At 55.5% G+C, this 14,493-nt stretch carries 17 protein-coding genes and 2 tRNA genes; 9 read left to right on the top strand and 10 right to left on the bottom strand.

What is annotated here, in order from left to right; translation table 11 throughout:
• Positions 1-118: 118 nt before the first annotated feature.
• From QMG44_RS05720 to QMG44_RS05710, 3 genes are all read left to right on the top strand, one after another.
• Positions 119-195, top strand: a tRNA-Val gene (locus tag QMG44_RS05720).
• Between the two features lie 4 nt (positions 196-199).
• A tRNA-Val gene (locus tag QMG44_RS05715) sits at positions 200-276 on the top strand.
• A 119-nt stretch (positions 277-395) separates the two neighbouring features.
• Positions 396-1,991: an FAD-NAD(P)-binding protein gene (locus tag QMG44_RS05710; RefSeq protein WP_281853003.1), complete on the top strand. Its 1,596-nt coding sequence runs from the start codon at positions 396-398 to the stop codon at positions 1,989-1,991.
• Between the two features lie 28 nt (positions 1,992-2,019).
• Here QMG44_RS05710 and QMG44_RS05705 read toward each other — a convergent pair whose 3' ends face one another.
• Both QMG44_RS05705 and QMG44_RS05700 read right to left on the bottom strand, forming a co-directional pair.
• Positions 2,020-2,655: a carbonic anhydrase gene (locus tag QMG44_RS05705; protein WP_014169762.1), complete on the bottom strand. Its 636-nt coding sequence runs from the start codon at positions 2,653-2,655 to the stop codon at positions 2,020-2,022.
• Positions 2,656-2,727: 72 nt separating this feature from the next.
• A complete protein-coding gene (locus tag QMG44_RS05700) occupies positions 2,728-3,510 on the bottom strand; it encodes an MBL fold metallo-hydrolase (protein WP_044857174.1) in 783 nt (260 codons plus the stop codon).
• Between the two features lie 125 nt (positions 3,511-3,635).
• On the opposite strand from QMG44_RS05700, the gene QMG44_RS05695 reads away from it, so the two are divergent.
• Positions 3,636-3,776, top strand: coding sequence for a hypothetical protein (locus QMG44_RS05695; protein ID WP_020884349.1), 141 nt, complete (start codon positions 3,636-3,638; stop codon positions 3,774-3,776).
• A gap of 35 nt (positions 3,777-3,811) precedes the next feature.
• Here the strand turns inward: QMG44_RS05695 and QMG44_RS05690 are convergent, their stop codons facing one another.
• The 4 genes from QMG44_RS05690 to QMG44_RS05675 all read right to left on the bottom strand — a co-directional run bounded on the left by QMG44_RS05690 (position 3,812) and on the right by QMG44_RS05675 (position 6,585).
• A complete protein-coding gene (locus QMG44_RS05690) occupies positions 3,812-4,291 on the bottom strand; it encodes a heme-binding protein (RefSeq protein ID WP_086532632.1) in 480 nt (159 codons plus the stop codon).
• 89 nt (positions 4,292-4,380) lie between these two features.
• Positions 4,381-4,992: a response regulator transcription factor gene (locus QMG44_RS05685; RefSeq protein ID WP_086532633.1), complete on the bottom strand. Its 612-nt coding sequence runs from the start codon at positions 4,990-4,992 to the stop codon at positions 4,381-4,383.
• Positions 4,985-6,310, bottom strand: coding sequence for a sensor histidine kinase (locus QMG44_RS05680; protein WP_086532634.1), 1,326 nt, complete (start codon positions 6,308-6,310; stop codon positions 4,985-4,987). The genes QMG44_RS05685 and QMG44_RS05680 overlap by 8 nt, the downstream gene beginning before the upstream one ends.
• 107 nt (positions 6,311-6,417) lie before the next feature.
• Positions 6,418-6,585 (bottom strand): hypothetical protein, encoded by a 168-nt coding sequence (locus tag QMG44_RS05675; RefSeq protein WP_014169756.1) that lies wholly within the window; start codon positions 6,583-6,585, stop codon positions 6,418-6,420.
• Positions 6,586-6,829: 244 nt separating this feature from the next.
• Here QMG44_RS05675 and QMG44_RS05670 point away from each other — a divergent pair, with 244 nt between their 5' ends.
• The 4 genes from QMG44_RS05670 to QMG44_RS05655 are packed head-to-tail and all read left to right on the top strand — an operon-like array spanning position 6,830 to position 9,893.
• The gene (locus QMG44_RS05670) at positions 6,830-7,660 is read left to right on the top strand and encodes an ABC transporter substrate-binding protein (protein WP_020884352.1); all 831 of its coding nucleotides are present in this window, start codon (positions 6,830-6,832) and stop codon (positions 7,658-7,660) included.
• Position 7,661: 1 nt separating this feature from the next.
• On the top strand, positions 7,662-8,477 hold the full coding sequence (locus QMG44_RS05665; RefSeq protein ID WP_014169754.1) for an amino acid ABC transporter ATP-binding protein: 816 nt from the start codon (positions 7,662-7,664) through the stop codon (positions 8,475-8,477).
• Entirely contained in the window at positions 8,477-9,223 is a 747-nt protein-coding gene (locus QMG44_RS05660) for an amino acid ABC transporter permease (protein ID WP_086532635.1), read from the top strand. The genes QMG44_RS05665 and QMG44_RS05660 overlap by 1 nt, the downstream gene beginning before the upstream one ends.
• Positions 9,207-9,893 carry an amino acid ABC transporter permease gene (locus tag QMG44_RS05655; RefSeq protein WP_014169752.1) on the top strand — a complete coding sequence of 229 codons (687 nt, stop codon included), beginning with the start codon at positions 9,207-9,209 and terminating at the stop codon, positions 9,891-9,893. Before QMG44_RS05660 ends, QMG44_RS05655 begins: the two co-directional genes overlap by 17 nt.
• Here QMG44_RS05655 and fumD read toward each other — a convergent pair.
• The 4 genes from fumD to QMG44_RS05635 all read right to left on the bottom strand — a co-directional run bounded on the left by fumD (position 9,874) and on the right by QMG44_RS05635 (position 12,716).
• Positions 9,874-10,083, bottom strand: coding sequence for a fumarate hydratase FumD (gene fumD, locus QMG44_RS05650; protein ID WP_014831602.1), 210 nt, complete (start codon positions 10,081-10,083; stop codon positions 9,874-9,876). The genes QMG44_RS05655 and fumD overlap by 20 nt on opposite strands.
• A 108-nt stretch (positions 10,084-10,191) precedes the next feature.
• Complete coding sequence (locus tag QMG44_RS05645) at positions 10,192-11,004, bottom strand: MetQ/NlpA family ABC transporter substrate-binding protein (protein ID WP_014169750.1); 813 nt, start codon at positions 11,002-11,004, stop codon at positions 10,192-10,194.
• Between the two features lie 28 nt (positions 11,005-11,032).
• Positions 11,033-11,701, bottom strand: coding sequence for a methionine ABC transporter permease (locus QMG44_RS05640; RefSeq protein WP_025204366.1), 669 nt, complete (start codon positions 11,699-11,701; stop codon positions 11,033-11,035).
• The gene (locus QMG44_RS05635) at positions 11,694-12,716 is read right to left on the bottom strand and encodes a methionine ABC transporter ATP-binding protein (protein ID WP_020884357.1); all 1,023 of its coding nucleotides are present in this window, start codon (positions 12,714-12,716) and stop codon (positions 11,694-11,696) included. Before QMG44_RS05635 ends, QMG44_RS05640 begins: the two co-directional genes overlap by 8 nt.
• A gap of 399 nt (positions 12,717-13,115) precedes the next feature.
• Here QMG44_RS05635 and QMG44_RS05630 point away from each other — a divergent pair, with 399 nt between their 5' ends.
• Positions 13,116-14,486 (top strand): cystathionine beta-synthase, encoded by a 1,371-nt coding sequence (locus QMG44_RS05630; protein ID WP_063214534.1) that lies wholly within the window; start codon positions 13,116-13,118, stop codon positions 14,484-14,486.
• Positions 14,487-14,493: the final 7 nt, after the last annotated feature.

Here is a 14,493-nt window from a genome sequence, read left to right as displayed (position 1 = left end):
TTCACTTTGCGCGGTAATAAAGCAATCGCGTGAAATCAGAGAGAAAAATGCATTTTCCCTCTTGCCTCAACGATGCTGTGCCGCTAATATTCGTCCCCGTTGTCACCGACAACACGTTGCGTTCATAGCTCAGTTGGTTAGAGCACCACCTTGACATGGTGGGGGTCGTTGGTTCGAGTCCAATTGAACGCACCATTCTGCGTCCGTAGCTCAGTTGGTTAGAGCACCACCTTGACATGGTGGGGGTCGGTGGTTCGAGTCCACTCGGACGCACCATTTCAGTCCTGAAATGGTGCAAATCCTCTTCTTAACGCCTGATTTTTCTTAATACCCCCATTTCATCATTATTCTCCTGCTACGCTTTTCTTATGGAAAAAAAAACAGGAAGACTGTCGATGAAGAAAATCGCCATTATCGGCTCCGGCCCTACAGGGATTTACACCTTTTATTCTCTTCTTAAGAACGCGTCGCCGCTCTCTGTCTCCGTTTTTGAACAGGCAGACGAAGCTGGCGTGGGAATGCCCTACAACGACGACGATAACTCTCGCCTGATGCTGGCCAACATTGCCAGCATTGAAATCCCGCCCCTTTTTATGACCTACCTCGACTGGCTTAAGCGCCAGAGTGAAGCCCATCTGGCGCGCTTTAAGGTTGATAAAGCCGCCTTACATGACAGACAGTTTTTGCCCCGTATTCTGCTGGGCGAGTATTTTCGCGACAGTTTCCAGACGATAGTCCAGGAAGCTAAGAGGCGGGGATTTCAGGTTGAGATCCACACGTCTGCCACCGTCACCGATGTTGCCCCGTCCTCCTCCGGCGTGACGCTTTCGGTCAATGACTCGCCGTTTCCGGAACGATTCGATCTCGCCGTGATCGCCACCGGGCATGTCTGGCCAGAAGAAGAGGAAGCCACGCGCGCGTATTTCCCAAGCCCGTGGTCAGGGTTGATGGATGCCCGCATCCGCCCCTGCCGCGTCGGTATTATGGGAACATCCTTAAGCGGGCTGGACGCGGCGATGGCCGTGGTCATGCAGCACGGTGAGTTTCGCGACGGCACATTCCTCCTCGATAAAGGAAGTGAAGCGTTAAAAATTGTACTCATGTCCAGGACCGGGATTCTGCCAGAGGCCGATTTTTACTGCCCTATTCCGTACGAACCGCTGTCGGTATTAACCGAATCGGTACTCGAAGCCGAAATCGCCAAAGGATCAGACGGTCTGCTTGACCGCATTTTCGCCCTGATGGTGAAAGAGCTTGAACTCGCCGACCCGGCCTGGTGTGAGAAAATATCGCTGCGCATGCAGACGGCGGACAGCCTTCGCGAAGCGTGGTTTGAGGATCGAAAACAGCACGGTCCGTTTACCTGGGCTGAAGAGAACCTGAATGAGGTCGAGCGGAACAAACGTGACCGGCGCACGGTGGCCTGGCGCTACACCGTGCTTCGGCTGCATGAAGTGGTTCAGGAGATGGTTCCTCATCTTACCGAGGAGGACGCTGAACGCTTTAAAAACGGGCTGGCGCGCGTCTTTATCGACAACTATGCCGCCATTCCCCCTCAGTCGATTCGCAGGCTTCTCGCGCTTCGTGAGGCCGGCATCATTAGTGTTGTGGCGCTGGGTGATGATTACACGCTGGATATTGGCAGCGCGCAGACGGTGATCGCCACTAAAGAGACGACCTACCGTTTCGACGTCTTTATTGATGCCCGCGGGCAAAAGCCGCTTAAAACAAAAGATCTGCCCTTCCCTACGCTGCGCAAGCAGCTACAGGCGACGGGCGATGAGATCCCGGATATTGGCGAGGATTACACGTTAAAAGTGCCGGAAATGCTTCGCGGACGCATTGCATTTGGCGCAATCCCGTGGCTGATGCACGATTACCCTTTTGTTCAGGGACTGGCGGAATGTGCAGAGATAGCAGAGGCGATGGCAAAAGCCGCAGAGAAAACCGCATCGGGTTCAAGAAGGAAATTACCGTACAGTGATGACTGACAGGGCATCCGTGCCCTGCAACGCGGGATTACTCGAAGTAAACCTGCGGGTTATCGGATAAAGAGACAAAGGTTTTCGTCTCTTTATCCAGTGCAAGAATTTTGCCGCTTTCAATGTCATACACCCAGCCGTGAAGACGGATGGCGTTGTTGCGCAGGCCCACCGCCACTGACGGGTGAGTCTTAATGTTGCTCAGCTGCGCAAACACGTTTTCCTGCACCATCGCATTCACTTTATCGATTGGCTTATCCCAGGTTTTCTTCTCAACCACCGCTTTTGCCGCATCGGAATAGCGTAACCAGTGAGAAACCGCCGGCATAGGTTCGAGGTCCGCATTGTCGGCAATGGCTTTCATCGCCCCACAGTTGGAGTGGCCGCAGATAACAATATCGGTCACGCCCAGCGCAACAACCGCGTATTCAATCGTTGCGGAGACACCGCCTGGCTCAGGGCCGAACGGTGGCACGATGTTGCCAGCATTACGAATGACAAAGAGTTGTCCTGGCTCTTGCTGAGTGACCAGTTCTGGGACCAGACGGCTGTCAGAGCATGAGATGAACAGCGCTTTGGGATTCTGGCTGGACGCTAAACTGCGGAAGAGCTCTTTACGTTGCGGGAAAATCTCTTTTTGAAAGCTGAGAAAACCTTCAATGATATGTTGCATAGCAATTTCTCTTTTATCTGTTTTAGTTTAGGTATGATCGGGATCACACAAGTAAAGTTTACCCACCGGACTTTACTTCAGACAAGCAATATATTTCTGGCCCGACCGCTGCACAATCTCATCTGCATTCGCCAGGATATTTTGCCCTTCAAAAGCGCCGTACAGGCGAGCGAATTTTTTCCCCACCAGCCGCCCGGTCACGTCTTCGACGCTGCGGGCGGGCAACGGCAGCATATTCGGATAGCTCCACATAAACGAGACAGCATCTTTGCCCGGCGTGACCTGTAGAATATCGCCTGCCAGTAAGACACCATCACCCTCCTGCCAGTGCAGCACCGTTCCGCCAGCGAAATGTCCTCCGAGGCGTAATAACGTTACCGCGGGGAAAATATCCAGCGTATCGCCCTGCCAGAAGTGGAGCATCGGGCTGTCGCGCATAACCCACTCGCGATCGTTCGCGTGCAGGTAAACCGGCGCATCGAAAGCCCCGGCCCACTCCTGCATCGTGGTGTAGTAGTGAGGATGTGAAATTGCGATCGCGCTGATGCCGCCGAGCGCCGTGATGATGGTTCTGGTTGCCGGGTCGAGATTCGCAATGCAATCCCAAAGGATATTGCCGTGGGGGGTACGCAGAAGCAGCGCGCGCTGGTTGATGGCAAAAGCGGGCACCGTTTTGATACTGAGCAGCTGCGGCTCCAGCTGCTGCCATTTATTGCTGTGTGTGGCCGTCACCGTCGCAAAATCACTCCACGCCTGGCCGCTGGCCGGAACATACTGGCGTTCATCCTCGCACACAGGGCATCGCGCCGGCGTTGCGTCATAAGAGGTACCGCAGGTTTTACACAGTATAATCATGAGCTCTCCTCAGCGATAAAGCACTGAGTATGGCAGGGATTATCGTTATGTGCTGCGCGGTACATTGCCGGCTCTTTTTGCCCTATACTGTGCCAGTATCAAAAACCGAACAAAGCAGGTGCCATATGGAAATTGATCTCGAAAACTTGGTCTTTAACGGGCTGGATGAAGCTGAAGAGCGTAACGCGGAACGTCTCGACGACGCTGATAAAAAAGCGCAGTCGATTATCGCCGATGACGACTGCGGTGATGCCTGCAAGATCTGATGATAAAGCACCGGAAAACCCGGTGCTTTTTTATATTATTTCTTCAGCCCGTCAATCGCCGCCTGCGCGCACGCTTCATCCAGATGACCACCCGGCGCACCGCCGATCCCTATTGCGCCGATCACCTCATCCCCCTCTTTCACCGGCAGACCACCGGCCAGCAGCAGGAAGCCCGGAATATCACGCATGTTTTGTGCGCCGGCATTGCTCTGCGCGGCGTCCATAACCTTGCCTGACGCATTTTTTGCACTCAGCGCGGTATAGGCTTTCATTTCGCTGGCTTTTACCGTGTGTGGCCCGGCATTGTCGGTACGCTGCACCGCTTTGACCACACCGGCGCGGTCCACCACGGTGACCGCCACCTGGTAGTTTTTCGCTACGCAGGCCTGAATGGCGGAGGTCGCCAGCGCGTTGGCCTGCGCCAGGGAGAGGTTTTTCTGGTTCAATGCGTCGGCCTGTGCCGTCAGGCTTACGCTACCGGCGACAAGCGCGGCTGCCATCATTACTTTTTTCATCGCACGTCCTCGAATGATTGAATACCGTTCGATCGTACTCAGACGCGCGATGAAGCGTAATTCGGTTGATTACGCAATTATCCTGGTAGTTATACGGATTGTAATTTGTCGTAATCGCGGATTGCCTGCACCAGGCTGGTCACGCCAAGCTTGGCGAACGCCGCGGCCCGGTGCGCTTCAACCGTTCTGGGCGAGAGGTTCAACTGCAGGGCCACCTCTTTATTGCTGCGTCCTTCCATCAGCACCGCCAGCACCTCGTGCTCACGCGCCGTCAGTTGTTCGAAACGCGCTTTAATCCGCGACGTTTCCTGCCAGCGGGTCAGTCGTCTCTGGCTCTCTTCGAAGGCGAGCCCCACCGTTTCAATGAGCTTATCGGCATCCAGCGGCTTGGTGAAAAACTCAAAGACGCCATTGCGAAAGGCGCGGCGGCAGGCATCAACGGTGCCGTGTCCGGTCATGACGATAACCGGCAGCAGCGGCCAGGGCCAGTTGCCCTCCTCCAGCCAGGTCAGCCCGCCTTTCCCCGGCATGCGCATATCCAGCAGCAGACAGCCGACGAGCGCCGCCCGCCCACCGTGCGCTGACGTAAACGCGTCCACGCTTTCAAACCCATTGACCTGCCAGCCCATTCCCGAGAGTAAGAAGGCCAGCGACTCACGGATGGATTCATCGTCATCAATCAGCCAGACTGTGTTATCCACGCGTATTTACCTCTCCACTCGCCAGTTGTAACCGGACCTGCGCCCCGCCCTGGGGCGCATTGCCCAGCGTAATTGATCCGTTCATGCGCGTCATCAACGACTCCGTTAACGTCATTCCCAGCCCTATTCCTTCCGTCCGTCCGCTGTAAAACGGCATAAAGGCGTTCTGCAAGGCCTCCGGGCTAAAGCCAGGTCCGCCATCGGTGAGGGTGATATAAATCCAGTTTTCCCGTTTCTCGCTGGTTATTTTCACCCACCCTTGCGCGCACTCTTGCTGGGCCTGAATGGCATTACTGAGCAGATTATGCAGCACCTGTTCAAGCCAGAGTCGGTCTGCCAGAACCCGCGTGGCACCTGCCGCGAACGCATGGCTCACCGCGATATGCTCAGAGCGGCGTTCATGTTCCAGGAGATCGACCACCTGCTGCCAGCACGGTTTCAGGTCGATATCGCGCAAGGTGACTTTTTCCTGAACCACATGTTCGCGAAAGCGGGTTAAGAGCGCGCTGATACGCTGGGTTTGTACCAGCGCGGCAGCCAGCGCCTGCGATACGGCCTGCGGATTCGCCTGCTGTTGCTGGCGCTGAGCACCCTGGATCCAGGTCTGAACGGCAGTCAGCGGCTGGTTAATCTCATGCACGATCCCAGCGGTGATCTCTCCCAGGGTGTTGAGCCTTGCATGCTGGTAATAGTGTGCGCGCTGTTCCGCGTGCTGGCGCTGCCGCCGTTGCCAGAGCAGCATGCTGGCCGCGGCGATAAGCACCGCCCAGCCGAAGAACAGGAACGGATATACCCACCAGGAGACGGCCAGCCAGTGCGGCTTTGCCGTGGCCATAAGGGTAAAAGGTTGTGTGGGTTGCGTGAAGGTCCGCTGCCAGTGCCAGAAAGCCCCGGCAGGGGGCGCGTTATCTGCGTCATTGAAGCGAATGGCAAGTGCATCAAAGGTATGTTGGGTGCTGAGCAGCGGCGCAAGTTCGATAAGTACGCGGATCTGACGCCAGGGATTATACAGCCAGTACTGACAATCGCGGGTCGATTCCACACGGGCAGCGTTCAGCGCACGGCCTGAGGTTTTCTCAAGGGCGAGGATGTGCGGGAATTTTTTGCGCAGAGCCGCGAGGTCTTCCTCACCGTTGAGTAACGGCAAAACAGATTCATTTTGCGTCAGCACGGCGCTAAGGGTGGAATAGCGTGTCGAAAACTCACGATCGCGTTCCCAGAACTGGCGGCGGATCTGTTCGGCATAGAGCAAAACACCGCTGATGAGGCACACCAGCAGCCAGACAATAACCGTGCGCCTGAAAAGAGTGTTATTCATTCCGTTAACGGGTCAGGAGATTCATCCTGCCGACATTAGCAGTTAACCGTTGTCAGAACAAAATTTCGCACAGCTCATTCCAGTACATTTCGCGCGTGCGGCGCAGTTCAGCGTGACGTTTTATCATGGAACCACTCCGGATCAATGTTGGCAACGTCCACGCCATACAGGCTGGCGACAGGCAGTACGGACTCAAGAACACGTTGCGCGCTGTTCTCCGCATTCGCTGGTCGGGTCGCAAAAAACCGCCGTAACGTGTTTATCCACTTTTTCATCGTCTTTCCCCCTTTCGCTTCACTTGCCCTAAGTTAAACACCCAACACCCGCACAGGGGAAATACCAAAATCCACTGTCGATGTGCAGGATTTGCAAATAGCCCTCCATTCTTTTACTCACCATTAACACCTTGTTCACTAATGCTTTTTTGCTAATAGCAAAGAACGATTTCTTATTTGGCGAGAGCTTTCGCTTATGGGAGCGTAACGGGGTAAAACAAAAACAACGGGATGAACAATCACTATGGCAGCAAACACGAAAGGGTTTAAAAAAAGGACACTGGTGCTGGGCTTACTGGCGGCAGGCGGTCTGTTCTCAATGCAGGTGCAGGCCGATCAACTGGCGGATATTAAAGCCGCAGGCGTGGTCAAAGTTGCCACCTTTGATGCCAATCCGCCGTTTGGCTCCATCGATGCAAAGACCCATGAGATTGTCGGCTACGACGTCGATTTCGCCAGAGCGCTTGCCAGTGCGCTTGGCGTGAAGCTTGAACTGGTCGCCACCAACCCGGCTAACCGCATTCCCCTCCTGCAGTCCGGTAAGGCGGATTTGATTGTGGCAGATATCACCATTACCCCGGAACGGGCGCAGGTGGTTGATTTCTCCCTTCCCTATTTCGTGACCGGCCAACAGTTCCTGGTACCGGTAAAAGCTGCCGATACGCTTGAGGCCTATAGCCGGGCGCGCATTGGCGCGGTAAAAGGCACAACGGGTGAGCAGGCGCTGCACCAACGTTTCCCGCACGCCCGCGTGCTCTCTTATGACGATATTCCGCTGGCGCTGACGGCCCTGCGCAACGGTAACGTGCAGGCTATCACTCAGGACAGTACGATTCTGGCCGGTCTGCTGGCGCAGGCGCCGGACAAGGCGAACTTCAAAATCCTGCCCGATCTGCTCAGCAAAGAAGAGATTGGCGTGGGGGTAAAAAAAGGCGAAACCGCACTGCTGAAAGCCGTCAACGACGAGCTTGTTAACCTTGAGAAGAACGGTCAGGCGGCAAAAATCTATGACGTCTGGTTCGGTCCGGATACCCCCTCCCCACAGCCTCGTGCCTTTAAAATAGAAGCTCAGTAATATGCTCTCAGCGCTTTTTTCACACTCCGCGGCCGGTGCCGCGGATTTTTCACATCTGGAACACGCCAGCGTCGAGTTTCGCGATGTGCAGAAACATTACGGAAACCATCAGGTCTTAAAGGGCATTAACCTCACCATCACGCCAGGTGAAGTGGTGGCCATTCTCGGGCCTTCGGGTTCCGGTAAATCCACCCTGATCCGGCTTATCAATCAGCTTGAAACCCTGAGCGGTGGCGAGATCCTGATCGATAACAAACCCACCGGACGGCTCTCCGGCACCGCGCTGCGTCAGTTGCGCAGCCGCGTCGGGTTTGTGTTTCAGCAGTTCAATCTTTACGCCCACCTCACCGCCAGTCAAAACATCACTCTGGCGCTGGAGCATGTTCACGGCTGGAAGGCCCAGCCAGCTCAGGCGCGGGCGCTGGCACTGCTGGAAAAAGTGGGGATGCTGGAAAAAGCACACCATTTCCCTGCCGAACTTTCCGGCGGTCAGCAACAGCGCGTGGCGATTGCCCGCGCGCTGGCCTCTTCACCGCAAATCATTTTGTTCGATGAGCCGACCTCCGCGCTTGACCCGGAGATGATTGGCGAAGTGCTGTTCGTGATGAAGGCGCTTGCGCACAGCGGGATCACCATGATTGTGGTGACGCATGAGATGCAATTTGCCCGGGAAATTGCCGACCGGATTGTGTTTATCGACGCCGGGCACGTTCTTGAAACCGCGCCACCGGAGCAATTTTTCAGGCAACCGTCGCACCCACGCGCTCAGCGATTCCTGCAAAAAGTCCTGAACCCGCTGCATCAGGAGCATCTCTAATGCCCACACTTGACTGGCAGGGCGTGCTGACCGGACAGCCCCTGCAGTGGATCGTATCCGGATTTCTCACCACCCTGTGGGTGACGCTCGCGGGGATGCTGCTGGCAACCCTGCTCGCGCTGCTTTTTCTGCTTCTTCGCCTGACGGGTGGACGTGTCGGGAACGCGGTCGTCAGTAGCTGGGTGTCGCTGTTTCGCAATACGCCGCTGCTGGTGCAACTGCTGTTCTGGTATTTCGCCGCCTGGAACGGTTTACCGCAGGCGTTCCGGGATGCCGTGAATGCGGATCACCGCTGGTCCGTTTTACCCGGTGACGTCTGGTGGTTTACCCCCGAGTTTTTATGCTCTGCATGGGGGTTAGGCGTATTCACCTCGGCTTTCTTGATTGAGGAAGTGGCATCGGGACTACGTTCAATCCCTGCCGGGCAACGGGAAGCGGCGCTCGCACAGGGATTTTCCGCGTGGCGCTTGTTTCGTTACATCCTTCTGCCGCAAGGGCTGGCCAACGCCTGGCAACCCGTTGTCGGGCAGTATCTCAATCTGATGAAACTCTCATCGCTCGCCAGCGGCATTGGCTTTGCCGAATTGACCTATCAGGTGAGACAGATTGAAAGCTACAACGCCCATGCGCTGGAGGCGTTTACCGTCGGCACCGTCCTGTACCTGCTTACCGGTATGCTGATGGGGACGGTGCTGGTGCGCCTCGGCCCAATCTCAGGGAGGGGAAACCATGCTTGCCGGACTTAATGTCATTACCGATAACCTGGATTACCTGCTCTGGGGACGTGCGGCAGTTGGTGAGCCTGGCGGGGTCTTGCTCTCGTTGCTGATGGCGCTGGGCGCGGCGGCTCTCGCCCTGCCCGGTGGAATTGCTCTCGCGTGCCTGGCCTGGCGTTTTACGGGGCTTGTGCGCAAGGCGCTCTTTGTATGGGCGGAATTAATTCGCGGGATCCCGCTAATCTTTGTGATTTTCTGGATGTGGTATCTGCTGCCGCTCATCACCGGCGGCGATCTCCCGGGGGCGCTCACCGTCACGCTGGCCCTGGCCTGGTTTACCGCGGCCTCGGTTATGCATTCAGTACTGGCCGGACTCAGCGCCTTACCGTCAGGGCAGTACGAGGCCGCCCTGTCTCAGGGTTTCAGTACCCGGCAAACGCTGTCGCGCGTGCTGCTGCCGCAGGCGCTGCGCAATATTCTGCCGTCACTGGTGGGGATTTTTATCAGCCTACTGAAGGATACGTCGCTGGCGTTTATTGTGAATGTCCCTGAGCTCACCACGGTGGCCGGCCAGGTGAACAACCGGGTGCAAATTTACCCGGCAGCCATTTTTATCTTTACGGGTGTGGTCTATTACCTGCTCTGCTGCGCCCTTGAGCAGCTTGCGAAACGCTGGCGCTTCAACCGGCCAGCGCTTTGACCACGGTTTCCATCGCCTGGGTGGTTAACTCGCTACGTTTTACGCGCTGGTTCGCCAGCGCCGTACGCAGCACCCCCGCGATGACAATATGCTTCGGCTCCTGCCCCAAATCACGCATCTCCAGAACGACCTTCCCGACCACCCGACACATCTCCTGATACAGCGCTTCGTCTTTGGTCACATTACCCATCGTCATCACTCCATTGCCCTAAACTCTCAGCTTAAATGATTCATCGCCCGGATACAAAAAAGAAGCCCGGCGAGAGTCCCGCCGGGCTTCATTCGTAAAATCAATAAATTAGTTGTTTACCGGGATCACTGCGCCTTTGTATTTGGTGCGGATCCAGTCCTGGATCGCTTTGGAGTGCAGAACGTTCACCAGCGCGACGATATCTTTCTTCTTCTCGTCACCACGATGCACGGTAATGATATTGGCATACGGGTTATTTTCACCACTCTCTACCGCAATCGGGTCATGTACAGGATCAAGGCCCGCATCAATCGCGTAGTTGGCGTTAATCACGACCGCGTCACCTTCGTCGTTGTTGTACATCTGTGGCAGCAGAGAGGCTTCCACGTTAGGCGTGAACTGCAGTTTTTTCGGGTTTTCCACGATATCGCTGATACGCGCGGTCACTTTGTCGATGCCCGGCTTCAGTTTGATCACCCCCTCTTTTTCGAAGATAGAGAGAATGCGGCCCTCTTCAGATACAGCATCACGCATGATGATTTTGCCGCCCTGCGGCAAATCTTTCAGGGATTTGTATTTTTTGGAGTAGATCCCGATTGGCTCGATGTGGATCGCGCCCGCGCTGACAAAATCATAATCCTTATCACCGGCGTGATCTTTCAGCACGCTGTTCAGGTAAGGAATATGCTGGAAATAGTTAGCGTCAATATCATGACCCGCCAGCGCGGTGTTGGGCAGAATGTAGTCCTGGAAAGGTTTGATCTCCAGATCGATACCCTGCTTCGCCAGGATAGGCTTCGCCTGCTCCAGAATTTCGGCGTGCGGCGTGTTGGATGCCCCCACGGTCAGGGTATCAGCCCAGGTGGCAAAGCTCAGGGCGCTCAGGGTTGCTGCGGCGATCAGTGTCAGTGTTTTTTTCATGATGATGGTTCCTGTGTGTTATTAGAGATTATCGTTTATCTAACAGTGAGGTCAGGACGTCGCCGCAGAACTGGATAATGAAAACGATGATCAGAATGGTCACCGTCGCCACCAGCGTGACGTCGCCATGGTTGCGCTGGAATCCTTCCAGATAAGCCAGATTTCCCAAACCGCCTGCGCCAATCACCCCCGCCATGGCGCTGTAACTCACCAGCGCAATCAGCGTTACCGTAATACCTGATACCAGTGCAGGTGATGACTCCGGCAGTAAAACCCGAAACACCAGGGTGCTCAGCCGTGCGCCCATTGAGCGCGTGGCCTCAATAACCCCCTTGTCCACTTCACGCAGGGCAATTTCGACCAGGCGAGCGTAGAACGGCGCCGCACCGACAATCAGAGCCGGCAGCGCCGCGTTGGCGCCAAGAATGGTGCCGACAAGGGTTTTCGTGAACGGGATCAACAGCACAATCAGAATGATGAACGGGATAGAACGAAACACGTTCACCACAATTGAAATCACGCTGTAGACCGCGCGGTTGTGGAACAACCCGCCGCGCGCGGTTAAAAACAGCGCCAGGCCAAGGACGATCCCAAGAACAAAGGTTGCCACGCCGGAAAGGGCAGTCATGTACAGCGTTTCCAGCGTCGCCGCCCAGAGTTGCTCCCACTTCAGATGAGGAAAAAGCGTCTCAGCCATGTTTAATTACCTCGCCTTCAATATCGCTGTGCTTCAGGTCGGCGAGGATATTGCTCAGTTGTTCATCCGATGCCACGACGTGTACCCAGAGTTGCCCAAATACGCCGTGGGCCGTTTGGGTCATTTTTCCGTGCAGAATGTTAAACGGCAGGCCGTAGCGCAGAGTCAGCTCGCCCACGATCGGCTTATGGGTGCTGTGGCCCGTAAAGGTCAACCTGATGACGCTACCTTCAAGGTCCGCTGCCAGCTCCGTATTAAACGTCTCTTCCTCGGCATACTGGCTCACCTGGCGGACAAACTGCTGAGTGATAGGCTGCTGCGGACGGGTAAAGACGCTCAGCACCTCCCCCTCCTCCACCACTTTGCCGTTCTCCATCACCGCCACGCGGTCGCAAATTTTGCGCACCACGTGCATCTCGTGCGTGATCAGCACGATGGTCAGCCTGAAGCGGCGGTTAATGTCCAGCAGCAGATCGAGGATTTGATCGGTGGTCTGCGGATCGAGGGCTGACGTGGCTTCATCGCAAAGCAATACGTCGGGGTTATTGGCCAATGCACGCGCAATCCCCACACGCTGTTTTTGCCCGCCACTCAGCTGCGAGGGATAGGCGTTCTCGCGTCCCTTCAGCCCAACGAGATCGACCAGTTCGGCCACGCGGGCCTTAATGTTGGCTTTTGGCACACCGGCGATTTGCATTGAGAACGCGATATTCTCACTCACCGTGCGCGACCAAAGCAGATTGAAGTGCTGGAAGACCATGCTGATCTTCAGACGCGCCTGGCGCAGTGCTTCGCCCTTTGCGGCAGAAATGTCCTGTCCGTTGATGGTCACGCTGCCGCGAGTGGGTTTTTCCAGTCCATTCAGCAAACGAATAAGAGTACTTTTACCCGCGCCGCTGTAACCGATAATGCCGTATATCTGCCCCTGCTCTATCGTCAAATTGACGTTATCAACGGCAGTGAGTGCAACCTTCCCGTTGTCAAAAACCTTCGAAATATTGCTGAGTACAATCATTCTTATGTGTAATCCGTCCCGCGCATGGCGGTTTAGCAGTATGGATGTCCAAATGATAGTAAACAGGCGTTATCACCTTTTAAATGAACAAAAAGGAATTTGTTATAACTTGCAGGAATAAATAGCGATTTTCGTACCGGCAGGCATTTAGACCAATTTCAGAAATGATTATCTGGCATGTGCATATCAGTGGTTCATCACCTGATGAAAACGGTTAATTTTGCAGCATTTTTGACTGATATAGCCATCCTCACATCCAGAGCACTTTACGTCTTGATATCCCTCCATCCAAAAACGGCATTTATATTCTTTTCTGTTCTAAAACGGAGTGAAGGATTCTTTAAGGGGTTAATTTCCCCGCCCTATCATCCTGTCATGACCTCCTGAAAGGAAAACACCATGACGATTTACCACTCCGTCACCGAACTGATTGGCCACACCCCGCTTATCCAGCTGCATAAGCTTGATACCGGTCTCTGCTCGTTGTTTCTGAAGCTGGAAAACCAGAACCCGGGCGGCTCGATTAAAGACCGCGTTGCACTGTCGATGATTAACGAAGCGGAGCGCAACGGTCAGCTGCAGCCAGGCGGTACCATCATTGAGGCGACGGCGGGAAATACCGGTCTTGGCCTGGCCTTGATCGCCGCGCAGAAGGGCTATTCACTGATCCTGGTGGTGCCAGACAAAATGAGCCGCGAGAAAATTTTCCACCTGCGGGCACTGGGGGCTCAGGTGGTACTGACCCGCTCCGATGTCAATAAGGGCCACCCTGCCTACTATCAGGATTACGCGCAACGTCTGGCGAATGAACTGCCGGGGGCGTATTACATCGATCAGTTTAATAACGAAGCCAACCCGCTGGCGCACCGCACTACCACCGCGCCTGAACTGTATGAACAGCTTGACGGTAAGATTGACGCCATCGTCGTCGGCGTGGGGTCTGGCGGGACGCTGGGTGGGCTACAGGCGTGGTTCGCTGAGCACTCACCGCAGACTGAATTTGTGCTGGCCGACCCGGCCGGTTCGGTCCTGGCCGATCAGGTAGAAACGGGACGCTATCAGGATGCGGGCTCGTGGCTGGTTGAGGGGATTGGTGAAGACTTTATTCCTCCGCTGGCACACATCGAAGGGGTGAATCGAGCCTGGCGCATCACCGATCGCGAGGCTTTCACCACCGCCCGCGAGCTGCTGAAAACGGAAGGCATCCTGGCAGGCTCCTCCAGCGGCACCCTGCTGGCGGCTGCGCTGAAATATTGCCAGGCACAGACCACCCCGAAACGGGTTGTGACCTTCGCCTGTGACAGTGGCAACAAATATCTCTCAAAGATGTTCAACGATGACTGGATGCGCCAGCAGGGTTTGATCTCCCGGCCGCCGGCTGGCGATCTCTCCGACTACATTGCCCTGCGCCACGATGAAGGCGCAACCGTCATCGCCGCGCCGGATGACACCCTCTCCACCGTACTGGCGCGGATGCGTTTGTATGACATCTCCCAGCTGCCGGTCCTGGAGAACGGTCAGGTCGTGGGCATCATCGACGAGTGGGATCTTCTGCGCCATATCGGTGGCGATGGCGACCGCTTCTCGCTTCCCGTGACCGCGGCAATGACCCGTCAGGTGGAGTTCCTCGATAAAAATGCCCCGGAAAGCGCCCTGAACACCATTTTCGATCGCGGTCTGGTGGCGGTCATTAATGACAATGACCGCTTCCTGGGCCTGATTACGCGCAGCGATGTTCTTACCGCCTGGCGCAACCGTCTTCAGCAATAAAGGAATA

The sequence above is a fragment of the Enterobacter sp. 200527-13 genome (assembly GCF_027924865.1).
Taxonomy (GTDB): domain Bacteria; phylum Pseudomonadota; class Gammaproteobacteria; order Enterobacterales; family Enterobacteriaceae; genus Enterobacter; species Enterobacter ludwigii.
Note: the sequence above shows the minus strand (reverse complement) of the source record. Positions and strands in the feature narration are given on the sequence as shown.

Excerpts from the sequence above, each read along its gene's own strand:
- QMG44_RS05710 (WP_281853003.1), top strand. The coding sequence starts at position 396 with ATGAAGAAAATCGCCATTATCGGCTCCGGCCCTACAGGGATTTACACC.
- QMG44_RS05705 (WP_014169762.1), bottom strand. The coding sequence starts at position 2,655 with ATGCAACATATCATTGAAGGTTTTCTCAGCTTTCAAAAAGAGATTTTC.
- QMG44_RS05700 (WP_044857174.1), bottom strand. The coding sequence starts at position 3,510 with ATGATTATACTGTGTAAAACCTGCGGTACCTCTTATGACGCAACGCCG.
- QMG44_RS05695 (WP_020884349.1), top strand. The coding sequence starts at position 3,636 with ATGGAAATTGATCTCGAAAACTTGGTCTTTAACGGGCTGGATGAAGCT.
- QMG44_RS05690 (WP_086532632.1), bottom strand. The coding sequence starts at position 4,291 with ATGAAAAAAGTAATGATGGCAGCCGCGCTTGTCGCCGGTAGCGTAAGC.
- QMG44_RS05680 (WP_086532634.1), bottom strand. The coding sequence starts at position 6,310 with ATGAATAACACTCTTTTCAGGCGCACGGTTATTGTCTGGCTGCTGGTG.
- QMG44_RS05675 (WP_014169756.1), bottom strand. The coding sequence starts at position 6,585 with ATGAAAAAGTGGATAAACACGTTACGGCGGTTTTTTGCGACCCGACCA.
- QMG44_RS05670 (WP_020884352.1), top strand. The coding sequence starts at position 6,830 with ATGGCAGCAAACACGAAAGGGTTTAAAAAAAGGACACTGGTGCTGGGC.
- QMG44_RS05665 (WP_014169754.1), top strand. The coding sequence starts at position 7,662 with ATGCTCTCAGCGCTTTTTTCACACTCCGCGGCCGGTGCCGCGGATTTT.
- QMG44_RS05660 (WP_086532635.1), top strand. The coding sequence starts at position 8,477 with ATGCCCACACTTGACTGGCAGGGCGTGCTGACCGGACAGCCCCTGCAG.
- QMG44_RS05655 (WP_014169752.1), top strand. The coding sequence starts at position 9,207 with ATGCTTGCCGGACTTAATGTCATTACCGATAACCTGGATTACCTGCTC.
- fumD (WP_014831602.1), bottom strand. The coding sequence starts at position 10,083 with ATGGGTAATGTGACCAAAGACGAAGCGCTGTATCAGGAGATGTGTCGG.
- QMG44_RS05645 (WP_014169750.1), bottom strand. The coding sequence starts at position 11,004 with ATGAAAAAAACACTGACACTGATCGCCGCAGCAACCCTGAGCGCCCTG.
- QMG44_RS05640 (WP_025204366.1), bottom strand. The coding sequence starts at position 11,701 with ATGGCTGAGACGCTTTTTCCTCATCTGAAGTGGGAGCAACTCTGGGCG.
- QMG44_RS05635 (WP_020884357.1), bottom strand. The coding sequence starts at position 12,716 with ATGATTGTACTCAGCAATATTTCGAAGGTTTTTGACAACGGGAAGGTT.
- QMG44_RS05630 (WP_063214534.1), top strand. The coding sequence starts at position 13,116 with ATGACGATTTACCACTCCGTCACCGAACTGATTGGCCACACCCCGCTT.